The following is a 16,112-nucleotide window of genomic DNA, read 5'->3' on the forward strand; positions in this document are numbered from 1 at the left end:
GTCAGAAGCCGTCGCAATTTTCCGCGATCGCCGCTTGCGAACTGGCGGTGATGCGGTTGCCGGTGACGGCGAACGTCTCCTGCATCAGCATGTCATTGTTGGGGAAATCATAGCAGGCGATGACAGTTGTGACGCCGGCCTCGCTCTTTTCGACGCGATGCCGGATTGCGGCGCCGGCGACCGCGCCCTTCCATTCGTCGATCGACGCGATGAACTCCTGCTTCGACTGTACCACGCCGAGATCGTCGAGCTTGATGCGGACATCGTCGGCGAGCAGGTCCGACAATTCGGTGCGATCGGCGACCAGCAGCGCCGAATACCAGCGGTCGATAATGGCGCCGTCATCGGAGCGGGCAGGGACGAGCGAAATCAGCAGCGCCGCTACGGCGAAAGCGATCGCAGGCCAAACCCGCATTCTTGCCTCCTCTTATTTGACCATGCCCTTATCCGAAAACCGGTTCCCACTTTTCGGGATCATGGGTCTACGTCAAATCCGGCCGCTCGAAGTCGCCGGTGTCCTTGTTCATCACCCAGAGCTCGCCGGTCGAGATGTCGAACCAGGCGCCATGCAGCGACAGCCGCCCCTTGCCTTCGAGGATGGAGACGCAAGGGAAGGTCCTGAGATTGGCGATCGAATAGCGGATGGAAATCCGCTCCAGCGCCGTCTGCCGTTCGGTTGTCGTCATGAACGTGCTGGACGAAACGGTTTCGGCCGCCGGCGCGATCAGGCTCATCCATTTGCCGATGAAGTCGCCGGGCGACAGCGGCGCCGAATTGGTGTCGAGCGCGGCGCGGATGCCGCCGCAGCGGCCATGGCCCATCACCACGATGTTTTTCACCTTCAGGCTCTGCACGGCGAATTCGAGCGCGGCCGAGGTCGAGTGGAACTCGCCGTCCGGCGCATAGGGCGGCACCAGATTGCCGACATTGCGCAGGACGAACAGTTCGCCCGGACCGGCGTCGAAGATCGCCTCGGGGGCAGAGCGGGAATCGCAGCAGGCAACGATCATGGTTTCGGGCGCCTGCCCCTCGCGGGCAAGCTCGCGATAGCGTCCGCTCTCGGTGAGATAGCGGCCATTCATGAAGTTGCGGTAGCCGGTCCAAAGATGTTCGGGGAGATGGGGCATGGGCTAGGGATGAAGCCTTTCGGGGTTAGCGACGGCAGCTCATTTCAAGTTAGAAAGGCTCTAACGGCAAATGCCCGTCGCGGGCAATGCCGAATTGCGGATGGCTTCGTCGCAAATCGCCATGCCGCACGCATGGCGCCGCTTGCCTCACGCCCAGATCGCCAGGGGAATGCCGAAACGGTCGGCAAGCGGCGGGTCGGGAAACGGCGTTGCCTCCCCGCCGGCAATGCGTCCGGCAATCAGCATCATCGCTGCGGCGTCGAGGAAATCGTCGGCGGCAGCACCGCGTTGCGGCGGCTGGTCAAGGAAAGCTCTGGTATAGCCGTGCCGGCAGAGCAGTGCCTTGCGTTCTTCCATCCCGGCCGGATTGACGGCGCCCTTGATCTTCTTCGGCAGTGTCATCGGTTTTTCGCCGTTCAGCCGGCAGAAGGCCACTTCGGGATGCGATTCGAAGACGCGGCGGCGCAGTTGCGGACGTGCGATCAGCAGCGCGTCGATCTCGCGTATCTTGGCAAAGATGCCGAAGGCCTGGATCGAGACGCCGCGTGGCGGATCGGAGGTCGCCTTGGCCACCTCGCTGGCGCGCCGATGTGCCTCATACCAGGCCTCGACCGTGGTGAAGCCGCTGGTGTCGGCGTAGAGGGCCGGGCGGGACGGGATAGAGAAGACGCTGGATTGCCGTGCTCCGAGCATTGGCCGTACCAAGGTCTCCGGCCCGCGCCCGCCTCTTTTCGAGACGTCCGGCAGGCCGATCGGCATGTCGACGACCACTGTCGCATCGGCGGGCAAGGCGTCGAGCAGGGTCGCAAAGCTGGGAAAGACGCGGACTGACGGCGCGGCATCCAGATCGCGGCGGACGGCGATCCAGCCGGCCTTGCAGCCGTCGACGCCGACGACCACGGTCGAGGTCACGCCCGGCGGTCCCGCCCCGGATGCGTGAGGTGGCGCAGTTGCACCATCGCCATCGGATGCGACAGGCTCTGGGCATCGGTTTCAAGCTGCAGCTCGTCGCCGCCACGCTTGGCGGTTCGCGCCAGGATTTCGTAGACGGCGGCGGTGGTCGATTGCAGCGCCTTGATCGGCGGCTGCCCCGACAGGATGCGGGCGAGGTAGACGGCCGCAGTCAGGTCACCGAGGCCATTCGGCGGCTTGTCGATGAGGCGGTGTTCGGCCAGCAGCGCCTGGGTGCCGTCAAGCAGCAGATTGCCGGTGCCGCCGGTCATCATCGACTGTGCCGACGTCACCAGCATTGTTGACGGTCCGGCATGGAGGGCGGCCGAGATCACCGATTTCAGATCGGGCAAAGGCGCGCCGGCCATCCACTCCAGCTCATAGCGGTTGGGGGTGGCGATGTCGGCGATCGGCATCAGCCGGTCGCGCATCGCGGCGGCCGTCGGCTCGGGCACATAGAGCCCGCCGGAATCGCCCATCACCGGATCGCATATATAAATCGCGTCCGGCGTCTTGGCCTTGACCGCCGCAACCAGCGAGGCGACGGCCTCGGCCTGGCCGGCCTCGCCAAGATAGCCCGACAGCACCGCGCCGACCTCACCCAGCCAGGGCGCGCGCTCGAGATCGGCCATCAGCGCCTTGAACTGGTCGAGCGGCGGCACGATGCGCGTGGCGCGGCCATGGCCCGGATGCCAGGGCAAGATGACCGTCGGTACCGCCCACACCGGAAAGCCCAGCGTCTCCAGCGCAAACACGGCGGCGCGGTTGCCGACCGAGCCGCGGGCGACATGGCTGGAAATGACGATGACCGCGCGCGGCGCGTCGGCTTTTTCGCTGTTCATGGAAAATCCTAGATACGGATAATTTTTCGTTGAATCGTCATCCTGATCTATCTCTTTGGTTGGAGCATGATCTCCGGACAAAACGGTTCCCGCTTGTCCGAGAAAACCGGTTCCCACTTTTCAGGATCATGCTCTAGCTGCCCCGGGAGACGTAGTACACGAGCCAGATCAAAAGGCCGAGGGCGACGATGAGCCCAAGTGCGCGACCGATGCGGGTGCCCCAGACCTCGATCGGATCGGATCGGTCGGCCTCCGCTGCGGTAACATGATCGCGCGCGCCTTTCGCTGCCCGTGACACCAGCGATGCGCCGCCAAGGCCGCCCTCGTTCGCCACGCGCTCGATAATGCGGCGCGATTCGCTGTCATCGTCGTGGCGTTCCGCCATGATCCTGTCCTGTTTGCCGGCAACCATACCGTGTTCGCGCGATCAATCACAGGGCCTCGCCGGCGCATGAATGCGCGCCAGCGGCAGACATTTTCTTGAGCGCGGATTGTGCTAATGCTTCGCATGCAACTTCTGTCGAGGGACCTCACCATGTTTGCCCAGCGCCTTGCCTTCCCTTTCCGCAGTCTGCCGGCCGTGCTGATGATGGCCGTCGTGCTGCCTCTGCTCGCCGGCTGCGGCTTCAACACCATCCCGACGGCGGAGGAAAACGCCAAGGCGGCATGGAGCGAGGTGCTGAACCAGTATCAGCGTCGGTCCGACCTCATTCCCAATTTGGTCGAGACGGTGAAGGGCTATGCCTCGCATGAAAAGGACACGCTCGATGCGGTGGTCGAAGCGCGCGCCAAGGCGACGCAGATCACGGTGACGCCGGAAACGCTGAAGGACCCCGAAGCGCTCAAGAAGTTCCAGGATGCGCAATCAGGGCTGACCAGCGCGCTGTCGCGGCTGATCGCGGTGTCGGAGGCCTATCCCGACCTCAAGGCCAACCAGAATTTCCTGGCGCTGCAGGCGCAACTCGAAGGCACCGAGAACCGTATCGCCGTGGCGCGGCGCGACTACATCCTGGCGGTCAAGGATTACAATCTGACGCTGAGGACCTTTCCGTCGGTGCTATGGGCAACCTTCTGGTTCCGCAGCAACGAGCCCTTCGCCAACTTCACCGTCGAAGAAGACAAGATGCAGCCGCCGAAGGTCGATTTCGGCACGAAGCAGGGCGGGTGATGACGTCTGGGTGAGCTTGGCCTTTGCCAGCCTTGCGTTCCTTCACACCCCCCTCTGTCCTGCCGGACATCTCCCCCTCAAGGGGGGAGATCAGCTGTCTTCTGTCCTTGCGCCAAATATCAGCGTTGCCGGCTGAGCGTCGGCAGCGAGATTGCCAATCTCCCCCCTCGAGGGGGAGATGTCCGGCAGGACAGAGGGGGACGCGAAGGAACGCCAACCTTGGTGTTCTTCTCGCCTTTCTGGCCGTCTTCCTGCCCCTCACCGCCTTCGCCGCCGACCTCCCCGCGCTGACCGGCCGCGTCGTCGACAATGCCGGGATCATCGATGCAGGCACCAAAGCCGCGCTCACCCAGAAACTCGCCGACTTCGAGACCAGAGGCTCCGACCAGATCGTCGTCGCAACCATCCCCAGCCTCGACGGCGAGGAGATCGAGCCTTACGCCAACCTGCTGTTCCGCTTCTGGAAGCTCGGCCAGGCCAAGGAAAACAACGGCGTGCTGCTGCTGGTGGCGCCGAACGACCGCAAGATGCGCATCGAGGTCGGCTATGGGCTGGAAGGCACGCTGACCGATTTGCACACCAAGCTGATCATCGAAAACGACATGGTGCCGGCGTTCCGCGCCGGCGATTTCTCCGGGGGCATTTCCAAGGCCGTCGACGACATGGTGATGGTGCTGGAAGGCAATCCGGAGGAATTGGAGGCGCGCGGCGAGCGCAACCAGAAGCCGCCCATCAATACCGACAATCTGTTCTTCGGCGTCTTCATCAGCATCTGGGCAATCATCTTCTTCGGCAGCATGGCCGCCTCCATCCTGCCGCCGATCTTCGGCCAAAAACTCGGTCCCGGCCGCTATCGCTGGCTCGGCATGACATTCGAGCCGGGCCGGCGGTCGTCCAGCGGCGGCTGGTCTTCGGGCGGGGGCGGCTGGTCGTCGGGTTCAAGCGGTGGTGGCGGCTTTTCCGGCGGCGGCGGTTCGTCCGGCGGCGGCGGCTCCTCGGGAAGCTGGTGACGAGATGACAACACGCATCGCCAATCCCTGGCATGGCCGCTTCGCCACGATGACCGGCGCTGCCTTGCTGGTCTTGCTCGTCAGCTTCGCGGCGCTGGCGGCGGAACTGCCCGCCCTCACCGGTGGTGTCGTCGACAATGCAGGCATCATCGACGCTGCGACCGAGGCGGCGCTGACGCAGAAGCTGGCCGATTTCGAGACCAAAGGCTCCGACCAGATCGTCGTCGCGACGGTTCCCAGCCTCGACGGCGAGGAGATCGAGCCTTACGCCACCCGGCTGTTCAACGCCTGGAAGCTCGGCCAGAAGGCCAAGAACAATGGCGTGCTTCTGCTGGTGGCCGTGAACGACCGCAAGATGCGCATCGAGGTCGGCTACGGGCTGGAAGCCACGCTCACCAACCAGCACGCCACACGGATCATTGAAGGCATGGTGCCGGCCTTCCGCGCCGGGGATTTCTCCGGCGGTATTTCCAAAGCGGTCGACGACATGATCATGGTGATCGAGGACGGTCATGGTGGTTGAGGGGAGCTGGTGACGGCATGACAGTACGCGTCTTCAATCCGCCAAAACCTGGCCGCGCAGCCGCGACGATCGGCATCGCCTTGTTGACGATGCTCGCCATGCTGTTCGTAGCCTTGGCGGCAGACCTGCCGGCACTCACCGGGCGGGTGGTCGACAATGCCGGTATTATCGACGCCGCGACCAAGGCGGCACTAACGCAGAAGCTCGCGGATTTCGAGACCAAAGGCTCCGACCAGATCGTCGTCGCCACCATCCCCAGCCTGGACGGCGAGGAGATCGAACCCTACGCCAACCGGCTGTTCCGCTTCTGGAAACTCGGCCAGGCCGGCGAAAACAACGGCGTGCTTCTGCTGGTGGCCAAGAACGACCACAAGATGCGCATCGAGGTCGGCTACGGGCTGGAAGGCACGCTGACCGACCTGCACACCAAACTGATCATCGAAAATGACATGGTGCCGGCGTTCCGCGCCGGTGATTTCTCCGGCGGCATTTCCAAGGCCGTCGACGACATGGTCATGGTGCTGGAAGGCAACCCGGAAGAGCTGGAGGCGCGCGGCAAGCGCAACCCGGCCGACCACAGCACGCCCGTCGATCCTATAGTCGCGGTCTTCCTGATCCTGTGGGCGGCGATGTTCTTCGGCGGCCTGGCGATGGCCTTCCTGCCGCCGATCTTCGGCACCAAGCTGTCGCCGGGCGTGTATAAATGGCTGGGCATGACCTTTCGCTACGGCCAGGGGCCGAGCGGATCGTCCTCGGGCTCCAGCAGTTGGACAACAAGTTCGTCGCCGGGCAGCGGATGGTCATCGGGAAGTTCGGGCAGCAGCTGGGCTTCGGGCTCAAGCAGCGGCGGCGGGTTTTCTGGCGGCGGCGGTTCGTCCGGCGGTGGCGGGTCTTCAGGGAGCTGGTGAGAGAAGATGGCAACACGACCGATCAGCCCACAGGACCATGAGCGCATCGCCACCGCGATCCGCGCGGCCGAGGCCAAAACCGACGGCGAGATCTACTGCGTCGTTGCGCATGCCAGCGACGGCTATTTCTTTCCCGCCGCCTTCATGGCGACATCAGGCATGCTGATTGCCAGCCTCGCCGTCGCCTATGGGCTGGAAGCCTGGTGGCTGTCGATCCGGCTGCCGCATCTCGTCATTGTCCAACTGCTGGCACTGGCCTCGGTGTTGGTGCTTTTGTGGGCGCTGCCCGGCTTGCGCATCCATCTGGTGCCGCGCCGGCAGCGTTACCAGGCGGCACATGACAATGCGCTCAGGCAGTTCCTCGCCCGCAATGTCCACCGCACCACGGCGCGCACCGGCGTGTTGGTCTTCGTGTCGATCGCCGAGCGTTATGCCGAAGTGGTCGCCGATTCGGGCATCGACAGCAAGGTCGGCCAGCATGTCTGGGACGGCGTGGTGCGCGATCTCCTGCAGCATGCCGGCGACGACCAACTCGCCGACGGCTTCGTCAAGGCGATCGGGCAGGTCGGCGCGGTGCTGGCCGAGCATTTCCCGGTGACGTCGGGCGACGCCAATGAACTGGACGATCATCTCGTCGAGATCTGAAAAGCCTGCCTGCAAAGCTACTCAGCCGGACGCCTGACGCGGGTTTTCTGCGCTTCCGGTGCTCACGTACAAAAAGTACGCTCCGCTCCGGTTCTCGAAAACCCACGCCATTCGCCTCGGCTGAGCGCGTTATCAGGCAGGCTTTGCCCATTGTCAGCAGTGTCGCGATCGGCTGTGAGAAAGCGGTCGGCGGGCTGACCTCGACTCTTGCAAATGGCCGATCCGGGTTTATGGTTAACAAATCATGAATACGCTGAGCATCGACATCAGGAAAGCCGAACCGCGCGACGCTGGCGCCATTGCGGACGTGCACCAGCAGGCTTGGGAGGGCGCCTATTCCGGCATCATCCCGCATCGCTCGCTGACCTCCATGATCAACCGCCGCGGCGCCGACTGGTGGGCCAACGCCATCCGCCGCGCCGCCACCGTTCTGGTGGTCGAGATCGGCGGCACCATCGCCGGCTATGCCACGATCGGCAAGAACCGCGCCCGCGAGCTGAAGCAACAGGGCGAAATCTACGAACTTTACCTGCGTCCGGAATATCAAGGCATCGGGCTCGGCAGCCGGCTGTTCAAGGCGGCGCGGGCGCGGCTTGCCGACCACGGGCTGAAGGGAATGGTGGTGTGGGCGCTGGAAGACAACCAGAACGCACTTTCCTTCTATGCCGGCGCGGGTGGCCGTGACGTCGCCGAAGGCGTCGAGATTTTCGAGCAGAGGGCGCTCAAGAAGGTCGCCTTCGTCTGGGAATGACCGGCCTCGGTTACAAATCATCATAAACCGTGCGCTTCCGTTAGCGCTTCGCACCAATCGCCGCATTGCACCATGCCGCGCCGCCCGCTATCGATCTTGGACATCGAGAGAGGGATTTAAGCATGCGTATCGAAGCCATAGCCATCGGAAAGAACCCGCCCGAGGACATCAACGTCATCATCGAGGTGCCGATCGGCGGCGAGCCGATCAAGTACGAGATGGACAAGGAGGCCGGCACGCTGTTCGTCGACCGTTTCCTGCATACGTCGATGCGCTACCCCGGCAATTACGGTTTCGTGCCGCACACGCTGTCGGGCGACGGCGACCCGATCGACGTGCTGGTCTGCAACACGCGCGCCCTGGTGCCGGGCTGCGTCATCAATGTGCGGCCGATCGGCGTGCTGGTGATGGAAGACAATGCCGGCCAGGACGAGAAGGTCATTGCCGTGCCGTCGCCGAAGCTGACGCTGCGCTACGAAAACGTCACCGAATACACGCAGCTGCCCGAGATCACCCGCGACCAGGTCCAGCACTTCTTCGAGCACTACAAGGATCTCGAGCCCGGCAAATGGGTCAAGATCGAAGGCTGGCACGATTCCAAATACGCCAAGAAGATGATCGTCGACGCGATCGCACGGGCGAAGGCGGCAAAGTAGCGCCGAGAGAGGCCTGCGTCTCGTTCAAGTAAGCGGCAAACGCCAGCGCGAGGCACCCCCTCTGGCCTGCCGGCCATCTCCCCCTCAAGGGGGGAGATCGGATGTCGCAACGGCTTTCGTCAATTTTCAGCGCCGAAAGAAAAGCGCCGCCAGCGAAGCTGCCAATCTCCCCCCTTGAGGGGGAGATGCCCGGCATGGCAGAGGGGGGTGCCTTGCACCCACGTGGCTAGTTATCCACCCGACCAAACGCCGGCACGTTGCCGATGACGGTGTGCTTGTCCTTGCCACAGGCGAAACTCTTCGCCTTTTCGTCCGCCAGCTTGCGCGCCTGGTCGTTGGCCTGAGGGTTGCCGGTGGCGAGCACGAGGCCGATGGTGCAGCCGTCGCGGGCTTCCATCTGGGCGACCTTGGCGACGAGCAGCACTTCGGTCGGCTTGTTCTCATCCTCGGGATTGCTGATCGAGCGGCGGTGGATCACCGCGAAGGGAACGGCAACGTCGCCCTTGGTCTCGATGCGCCATTCGACCTTGGCGCCGGACGAGTTGAAGCCAGAAAAGCTCTCCCAGACCGAGGTCATCTCGCCGCCGGGCGGAAACCCGTAGAATAGCGATTCACGCGCATCGTCGTAGGCGATCAGCACGGGATAGCCGCGATAGCCGGAGCAGGCGAGTTCGGCCCAGTCGCCGTCACCTTCCTCGGCCTGCGCATAGGTGACGCAATCCTTTTGCGAGTCGAGGTCGGTGTAGACGCTGGATATTCCGTCGGCATGGGCGGTTTGGGATAGGGCGGCGAGGGCGAATGGAACAAGCAGCAGGGTTCGCATGCGGACGTCTCCCGTGAAGTTCGCCCCAGCCTATCGCCAAATCTGCGGCCGGCCTAGCGTGCCAATCTCAACGTTGGCGCCGCCCAAATCGCCCTGCCGGGCAATTCTCCCCCTGAACGGGAGAAAGTGGCCGGCTGCGCCGCTGGCGACAACCTTGCAACGCTGGCAATTGGCGAAATCGTGATGAGAGCGTTCCTCGCCCCATTTCCGGGAAAGGATGCCGGCAGGTGAGGGGCGGCGCCAACGTTCGAAATGTTATTTCTTCAAGCTCGCCTCGATCAGCAGGTCGGCGTTGCGGGCCACCGCTGCCGCCGGGCCTCCGAGGCCGAAGAGCTGGCCGCTGATATAGGCGCCTTCGATCAACAGCAGCAGGCCGTCGCCGAGCGTGTCAGGGTCTTCAGCGCCCATCGCTGCGGCCATGGCGCGCAGGCGGTGGCGCAGCTCCTGCTTGTTGGCCTCGCTGACGACACGCGCCGGATGGCCATGTTCGGGATATTCCACCGCCGCGTTGGTCATGCCGCAGCCGCGATAGTCCGGCCTTTGCGTGCGCTTGCCGACGCGAGTCAGGAAAGCCCTGAGCTGTGCCCGCGGGTCGCCGGGATGGGCAGCCACGGCTTCGTCGAAACGCTCCCAATACTCACGGTCATATTGCCTGAGATAGGAAGCGGCGAGCTCGTCCTTGGAGGGAAAGCTGCGGTAGAGGCTGGGCTTGGTGACGCCGGCGCGCTTGACGATCTCGTCGACGCCGATCGCCCGGATGCCGCGGCGGTAGAACAGGTCGTACGCCACGTCGAGGATTTTCTTGGCAGCCTTGGGCGGTGCGGCTGCATGACCGTCTTTGATGGTCAGTTCAATATTTTTGTCCGTTGGCATGGTATGACTCGATTGACGTGTTACCGATCGGTACGTATACATGTCCTCACCCTGCAACGTACCGGTCAGTAACATGATAGCTCAATCCCGTCCCTTTGGCCAGCGCTACGCTTTCGTCGTGGTTGGCGTCATCTTCCTCTGCTTGTTGATCGCGGCCGGGCTTCGTTCCGCACCCTCGGTGATGATGCTGCCGTTGGATAAAAGCTTCGGCTGGGGGCGCGATACGGTTTCGATTGCCGCCGCGATCGGCATCTTCCTTTACGGCCTGACCGGGCCGTTTGCCGCCGCATTGATGGAGCGTATCGGCTTGCGCCGCACGCTGCTTGCCTCGCTTGTGATCATGTCGGGCTCGACCGCGCTCAGCCTGCTGATGACCGAGCCATGGCATCTGTTCCTCACCTGGGGCGTGTTTTCAGGTGTCGGCTCCGGCGCGGTCGCCACCGTGCTCGGCGCCACCATCGTCAACCGCTGGTTCAAGACCAATCGCGGCTTGGTGATGGGGCTGATGTCGGCCTCCAGCGCCACCGGCCTCTTGGTGTTCCTGCCGCTGCTGGCATCGCTCGCCCAGTCGGGCGGCTGGCAGCCCGTCGCTACCGCCGTCTCGATCGCCACCGCCTGTCTTCTGCCGCTGGTCTGGCTGTTGGTTCCGGAGCGTCCCGCTTCGATCGGCATGGTGCGCTATGGCGCCGGGGCCGATGACGTGCCGCCGGTTTCGCCGGCATCGCAAGGCAATTTTCTGGCGCATACGCTGAACACGCTGCGCCGCGCTGCCGGCACCCGCGTCTTCTGGTATCTGTTCGCCACCTTCTTCATCTGCGGCTTCACCACCAACGGGCTGGTCGGCACGCATCTGATCTCCTTCTGCGGCGATATGGGCATCCCCGAGGTACAGGCCGCGGGCCTGCTGTCGCTTATGGGCATTTTCGACCTGATCGGGACGACGCTCTCGGGCTGGCTCACCGACCGTTTCGACCCGCGCAAGCTGCTCGGCGTCTACTACGGCATTCGCGGTCTGGCGCTGATCTATCTGCCCTATTCCGGCTTCTCGGCGACCAGCCTGATCATCTTCGCGATGCTCTACGGTCTCGACTGGATCGCCACCGTGCCGCCGACGCTCAGGCTCGCCAACGAGGCCTTCGGTGACCGCAGCGGCCCGATCGTGTTCGGCTGGATCGTAGCCGGCCACCAAGTCGGCGCCGCCACCGCCGCCGCCTTCGGCGGCACCATGCGCGAATTGCAGGGCAATTACGAACTGGCTTTCCTGATCGCCGGCATGACGGCGATCGTGGCTGCGTGTCTGTCGCTGCTGATCAATACGAGCAGGCCGGCTTTCGATCCGGAGCCGCAAGCGGCGTAAGGCGCGGTACTAATCTCCCGCTGGTGACGCTCGATCCGGTGCGGTCGGCGTAAGCCTTTGGGTCGGCGCGAAGGATCGCTACGCCTGGAATGGGCAGCCGTCAGTCCGGGTAGCAAACCGTCGGAATCTTCGGCCAAACCGCGCTGTCGCAACCTGCAACCTGCTGCCTCTGCTTGAAAGAGGCGCTGACCGGGCCAGTGACCATTGGGTCGACGCCATCAGGGGCGTCGGCAAACATCTGCTCGGCCGTCCGGTCGGACGACGAAGCCGGATTGGCTTCCTTCACCGTGGCGGCCGATTGAGCGGCATTGGCCGCCAGCACGGCAGCGAATGCGACCGAAGCGATGAGGGGCCAAAATCGGTTGAGTTTGTCGGTCATGAATTTCGAACTACCCGGGCCCAGAAAGGTTCCCGCCTTGGTTAACAAAACCATCTCACACCGAGATGCTTAAGATTTGATGAGTATTTGGTGGTGCGCCTCCTCTTTCGCAATTGCGAAAAACCCTGTATGAGCCGCCCAACCGAAAGAGGCGGCGCCTTTTGGCCTGCTGCCTGCAACGCTCCCGAGACCACAAAATGAAAATTCGTAATATCGCGATCATCGCGCACGTCGACCATGGAAAAACCACCCTCGTCGACCAATTGCTGCGGCAATCCGGTTCCTTCCGCGACAATCAGCGCGTCGCCGAGCGCGCCATGGATTCCAACGACCTCGAAAAGGAACGCGGCATCACCATCCTGGCTAAGGCGACCTCGGTCGACTGGAAGGACACCCGCATCAACATCGTCGACACGCCCGGCCACGCCGATTTCGGCGGTGAGGTCGAGCGCATCCTGTCGATGGTGGATTCGGCGATCGTGCTGGTCGACGCCGCCGAAGGCCCCATGCCGCAGACCAAGTTCGTCGTCGGCAAGGCGCTCAAGGTCGGCCTGAAGCCGATCGTCGTCATCAACAAGATCGACCGTCCGGACGCCCGCCACGTCGAAGTGGTCAACGAGGTGTTCGACCTGTTTGCAGCGCTTGACGCCACCGACGAGCAGCTCGACTTCCCGATCCTCTACGGTTCTGGCCGCGATGGCTGGGTCTCGGAAAATCCGGAAGGCCCGAAGGACCAGGGCCTGGCGCCGCTGTTCGACCTCGTCATCAAGCATGTGCCGGAGCCGACCGTTCATCCCGGCCCGTTCCGCATGATCGGCACCATCCTGGAAGCCAATCCGTTCCTCGGCCGCATCATTACCGGCCGTATCGAGAGCGGCACGCTGAAGTCCAACCAGGCGGTCAAGGTGCTCCACCATGACGGCACGCAGATCGAAACCGGGCGCATCTCCAAGATCCTCGCGTTCCGTGGCCTCGAGCGCCAGCCGATCGAAGAGGCGCAGGCGGGTGACATCGTGGCAATTGCCGGCCTGTCGAAGGGCACTGTCGCCGACACGTTCTGCGACCTGGCGGTGACCGAGGCGTTGCATGCGCAACCGATCGATCCGCCGACCGTGACCATGTCTTTCCTGGTCAATGATTCGCCGCTCGCCGGCACCGAAGGCGACAAGGTGACCAGCCGCGTCATCCGCGACCGCCTGCTGCGAGAAGCCGAAGGCAATGTCGCGCTCAAGATCGAGGAATCGCCCGACAAGGATTCGTTCTTCGTTTCCGGCCGCGGCGAATTGCAGCTGGCCGTGCTGATCGAGACGATGCGCCGCGAAGGCTTTGAAATCGCCGTGTCGCGTCCGCGCGTCGTCATGCAGAAGGGCGAGAACGGTGAATTGCTGGAGCCGGTCGAGGAAGTCGTCATCGACGTCGACGAGGAGCACGCCGGCATCGTTGTGCAGAAGATGTCGGAGCGCAAGGCCGAGATGGTCGAGCTGCGGCCTTCGGGCGGCAACCGTCAGCGCATCGTCTTCCACGCGCCGACGCGCGGACTGATCGGCTACCAGTCGGAACTGTTGACCGACACGCGCGGCACCGCCGTGATGAACCGGCTGTTCCACGCCTACCAGCCCTACAAGGGCGAACTGCCGGGCCGCACCAACGGCGTGCTGATCTCCAACGAACAGGGCGAGGCAGTGGCCTATGCCATGTGGAACCTCGAAGACCGCGGCCCGATGGTCATCGACCCGGGCGTCAAGGTCTATCAGGGCATGATCATCGGCATCCATAGCCGTGACAACGACCTCGAAGTGAACGTGCTGAAGGGCAAGAAGCTGACCAACATCCGCGCCGCCGGCAAGGACGAGGCGGTGAAGCTGACGCCGCCGATCCGCATGACGCTGGAGCGCGCGCTGGCCTGGATCCAGGACGACGAGCTGGTCGAGGTGACGCCTAAGACCATCCGCCTGCGCAAGCTCTATCTCGACCCGAACGAGCGCAAGCGCTTCGAGAAGTCGGCCAAGGTTGTGGGCGCGGCGTAATCGTCTGATTGTCTAAATTCGAGAGGGGCGAAGCACCGGTGCTTCGCCCCTCTTGTCATTCACCCACGGCAGCCGAAATGATGGCTTCACGTTCCGGCTCGTCGGCCAGGTCAATGCGAATCGCCGTGCCGTCGCGGGCCGGCTTGCGCAAAGCTCTGGCGCCTTCGGGAACAACAACCAGCAATCGTTTCTCCTCCAGCGCCTGAAGCCTTGATCGGGAGATGCCGAGTTCGCCGGCGAGCAGACGGTCGAGCCGCAGCGATGTCGGCATTTCCAGCCCAAGCCTGATTTCAAGCGCGGCTGCGGGTCGGCCTTCGCCGCCGAGCCGGTGTTTGTGAACGGCGACATCGGGAAACTCCTCGACGCGGCCGACCCGGTTTCGCAAAGCCACGACATCGAAGGCATGGCGGCGGGCGAGGGCCGGATCGTTGCTTTCGAGCGCTGCCAGCAGCGCGGGTTCGATGTCGCGGCGGTTGCAGCGTTCGAAAATGCCGAAATTCCACGAATTGTCGCAGTCGATGCAGCGATAGATCAGCCAGACATCAATGCGTTTGCCATTGGCGTTGACGCGGAATTTGTCGCTGCAGCGATAGGCTTTCACGGCGCTGCAGCGGTTGCAGTGGACCAGGGGTCGAGGCGCGATTTCGGGCGTGATTGCCCAGTGGATAGCGAGATGTTGGGACAAGCCGGAAGACCTTCCAGTGTGGAAGTTCTTCAGGTCGGCAATGGCGAGATGCCCATGCGGGCACGGCGTGGCGAGAGCTAGCTATGTCGGAAATCAGCTGTCACGGGCGGCAAAGCGCGCGACAACGGTTCAGCAGTGCCAAACCGGTCTCGAACCGCCGCCTGAGGAACACGTGAAATGGAGCAGGCACCGCTTAATGCGGCGCCCTGCCAAGTGTGATCAGGGGAGTTGGCGAGACCGGCGGTTACTGAGGCAAAATGAAGCTCGAAATGAATGTCGGGACGGTTCTTCTAGCGGCAAGATGCCGAGCGGGCAAGGTTCATAGGGTGTCTCGCCCTGCTCAGGCGAAGGCGATCTGTACCTTCATCGATTTGTTGCGGTCGCCGGCGATCTCGAAAGCCGCAACCGCCTCGTCCATTGGATAGATGCCGGTCAGCAGCGGCTTGACGTCGACGCGACGGTTGTTGATCAGATCGACGGCCAGCGCGAACTCGTCGTGGAAACGGAAGGAGCCGCGCATTTCGATCTCCTTGGCGACGATGAGATTCTGAGGCAGCGACATGTCGCCGCCTAGGCCGAGCTGCACGAGCACCCCGCGCGGCTTCAGCACATCGAGCCCGGCTCGCACCGCGCGCTCATTGCCGGAGCATTCGAACATGACGTCGAAACTGCCCTTCTCGACATTGTAGCCAGCGAGCTTGTCGGCATCTGTGGCGACATTGATGGTGCGGTCGGCGCCGATCTCGTTGGCCTTGGCCAGAACCGCGTCCATGACATCGGTGACGACGATCTCACGCGCGCCGTGGACACGTGCGGCAAGGATGCTGAGCGCACCGATCGGCCCGCTGCCTGTGACCAAGACCCGCTTGCCGAGCAGCGAGCCGGCGCGGTTGACGGCATGCAGCGTTACCGCGAACGGCTCGGCAAAGGCGGCTTCGTTGATGGAGACATGGTCGGCGATCTTGTGGCACTGCCAGGCCTCGGCGACGAGGCACTGGCGGAAGGCGCCCTGTATATGTGGCATGGGCATGGCGCTGCCGTAGAATCGCATGTTGAGGCATTGGTTCTGCACGCCCTGCAGGCAGTACCGGCACGCATTGCAGGGCCGGCTGGGCGAAATAGCGACGCGGTCGCCGACGGCGAGGCTGGAGACGCCGGCGCCAAGCGCCTTCACCGTGCCGGCGACCTCATGTCCGAGGATCATCGGCTCGCGCAGGCGCACCACGCCGAAGCCGCCATGATTGTAGTAGTGCAGGTCCGAGCCGCAGATGCCGCCGGCCTCGACCGATATTTCGACCTGTCCGGCGCCAGGCGCGCCCGAATCGGTCTCTTCGATGCGCAGGTCTTTTGCGGCGTGGATGACGATTGATTTCACGGCCGCGATCCT

18 protein-coding genes and 1 pseudogene are annotated in these 16,112 nt (G+C 63.6%); 9 read left to right on the forward strand and 10 right to left on the reverse strand.

Annotation, left to right across the window (positions count from 1 at the left end):
• Position 1: 1 nt before the first annotated feature.
• From NKL06_RS18200 to NKL06_RS18220, 5 genes are all read right to left on the reverse strand, one after another.
• On the reverse strand, positions 2-415 hold the full coding sequence (locus NKL06_RS18200) for a hypothetical protein (RefSeq protein ID WP_023688839.1): 414 nt from the start codon (positions 413-415) through the stop codon (positions 2-4).
• Positions 416-482: 67 nt separating this feature from the next.
• Positions 483-1,127 (reverse strand): carbonic anhydrase, encoded by a 645-nt coding sequence (locus tag NKL06_RS18205; protein ID WP_023668613.1) that lies wholly within the window; start codon positions 1,125-1,127, stop codon positions 483-485.
• Between the two features lie 147 nt (positions 1,128-1,274).
• Positions 1,275-2,039 (reverse strand): DUF429 domain-containing protein, encoded by a 765-nt coding sequence (locus NKL06_RS18210; RefSeq protein WP_023693218.1) that lies wholly within the window; start codon positions 2,037-2,039, stop codon positions 1,275-1,277.
• The gene (gene pdxY, locus NKL06_RS18215) at positions 2,036-2,920 is read right to left on the reverse strand and encodes a pyridoxal kinase PdxY (RefSeq protein WP_023668615.1); all 885 of its coding nucleotides are present in this window, start codon (positions 2,918-2,920) and stop codon (positions 2,036-2,038) included. Before pdxY ends, NKL06_RS18210 begins: the two co-directional genes overlap by 4 nt.
• Positions 2,921-3,053: 133 nt before the next feature.
• Positions 3,054-3,305 (reverse strand): hypothetical protein, encoded by a 252-nt coding sequence (locus NKL06_RS18220; RefSeq protein ID WP_023693217.1) that lies wholly within the window; start codon positions 3,303-3,305, stop codon positions 3,054-3,056.
• A 150-nt stretch (positions 3,306-3,455) separates the two neighbouring features.
• Here NKL06_RS18220 and NKL06_RS18225 point away from each other — a divergent pair, with 150 nt between their 5' ends.
• The 7 genes and pseudogenes from NKL06_RS18225 (at position 3,456) to ppa (ending at position 8,581) form a co-directional block, all read left to right on the forward strand.
• Positions 3,456-4,088 (forward strand): LemA family protein, encoded by a 633-nt coding sequence (locus tag NKL06_RS18225; protein ID WP_023681434.1) that lies wholly within the window; start codon positions 3,456-3,458, stop codon positions 4,086-4,088.
• Positions 4,089-4,327: 239 nt separating this feature from the next.
• Complete coding sequence (locus NKL06_RS18230; protein ID WP_196814105.1) at positions 4,328-5,098, forward strand: TPM domain-containing protein; 771 nt, start codon at positions 4,328-4,330, stop codon at positions 5,096-5,098.
• A gap of 49 nt (positions 5,099-5,147) precedes the next feature.
• Positions 5,148-5,603: pseudogene (locus tag NKL06_RS18235) on the forward strand (TPM domain-containing protein); the annotation flags it as partial.
• 35 nt (positions 5,604-5,638) lie between these two features.
• A complete protein-coding gene (locus tag NKL06_RS18240) occupies positions 5,639-6,529 on the forward strand; it encodes a TPM domain-containing protein (protein ID WP_023693214.1) in 891 nt (296 codons plus the stop codon).
• Between the two features lie 6 nt (positions 6,530-6,535).
• The gene (locus tag NKL06_RS18245) at positions 6,536-7,174 is read left to right on the forward strand and encodes a TPM domain-containing protein (protein ID WP_023693213.1); all 639 of its coding nucleotides are present in this window, start codon (positions 6,536-6,538) and stop codon (positions 7,172-7,174) included.
• Positions 7,175-7,418: 244 nt separating this feature from the next.
• On the forward strand, positions 7,419-7,925 hold the full coding sequence (locus NKL06_RS18250; RefSeq protein ID WP_023668622.1) for a GNAT family N-acetyltransferase: 507 nt from the start codon (positions 7,419-7,421) through the stop codon (positions 7,923-7,925).
• 122 nt (positions 7,926-8,047) lie between these two features.
• Positions 8,048-8,581, forward strand: a complete 534-nt coding sequence (gene ppa, locus NKL06_RS18255) for an inorganic diphosphatase (protein ID WP_023668623.1) — start codon at positions 8,048-8,050, stop codon at positions 8,579-8,581.
• A 226-nt stretch (positions 8,582-8,807) separates the two neighbouring features.
• Here the strand turns inward: ppa and NKL06_RS18260 are convergent, their stop codons facing one another.
• Entirely contained in the window at positions 8,808-9,404 is a 597-nt protein-coding gene (locus NKL06_RS18260) for a hypothetical protein (protein ID WP_023693212.1), read from the reverse strand.
• A gap of 255 nt (positions 9,405-9,659) precedes the next feature.
• Positions 9,660-10,277: a TetR/AcrR family transcriptional regulator gene (locus tag NKL06_RS18265; protein WP_023693211.1), complete on the reverse strand. Its 618-nt coding sequence runs from the start codon at positions 10,275-10,277 to the stop codon at positions 9,660-9,662.
• Between the two features lie 73 nt (positions 10,278-10,350).
• On the opposite strand from NKL06_RS18265, the gene NKL06_RS18270 reads away from it, so the two are divergent.
• The gene (locus NKL06_RS18270) at positions 10,351-11,634 is read left to right on the forward strand and encodes an MFS transporter (RefSeq protein WP_031208508.1); all 1,284 of its coding nucleotides are present in this window, start codon (positions 10,351-10,353) and stop codon (positions 11,632-11,634) included.
• 100 nt (positions 11,635-11,734) lie between these two features.
• On the opposite strand, the gene NKL06_RS18275 is transcribed toward NKL06_RS18270, so the two are convergent.
• The gene (locus tag NKL06_RS18275) at positions 11,735-12,013 is read right to left on the reverse strand and encodes a hypothetical protein (RefSeq protein WP_245260088.1); all 279 of its coding nucleotides are present in this window, start codon (positions 12,011-12,013) and stop codon (positions 11,735-11,737) included.
• A 197-nt stretch (positions 12,014-12,210) separates the two neighbouring features.
• Here NKL06_RS18275 and typA point away from each other — a divergent pair, with 197 nt between their 5' ends.
• A complete protein-coding gene (gene typA, locus NKL06_RS18280) occupies positions 12,211-14,040 on the forward strand; it encodes a translational GTPase TypA (protein ID WP_023681424.1) in 1,830 nt (609 codons plus the stop codon).
• 55 nt (positions 14,041-14,095) lie between these two features.
• Here typA and NKL06_RS18285 read toward each other — a convergent pair whose 3' ends face one another.
• Together NKL06_RS18285 and NKL06_RS18290 are read right to left on the reverse strand one after the other, a co-directional pair.
• The gene (locus NKL06_RS18285; protein ID WP_023693208.1) at positions 14,096-14,725 is read right to left on the reverse strand and encodes a DUF1062 domain-containing protein; all 630 of its coding nucleotides are present in this window, start codon (positions 14,723-14,725) and stop codon (positions 14,096-14,098) included.
• A 340-nt stretch (positions 14,726-15,065) separates the two neighbouring features.
• Entirely contained in the window at positions 15,066-16,100 is a 1,035-nt protein-coding gene (locus NKL06_RS18290; RefSeq protein ID WP_023693207.1) for an L-idonate 5-dehydrogenase, read from the reverse strand.
• Positions 16,101-16,112: the final 12 nt, after the last annotated feature.

This window comes from Mesorhizobium sp. C268A (assembly GCF_040324475.1).
Classification (GTDB): Bacteria; Pseudomonadota; Alphaproteobacteria; order Rhizobiales; family Rhizobiaceae; genus Mesorhizobium.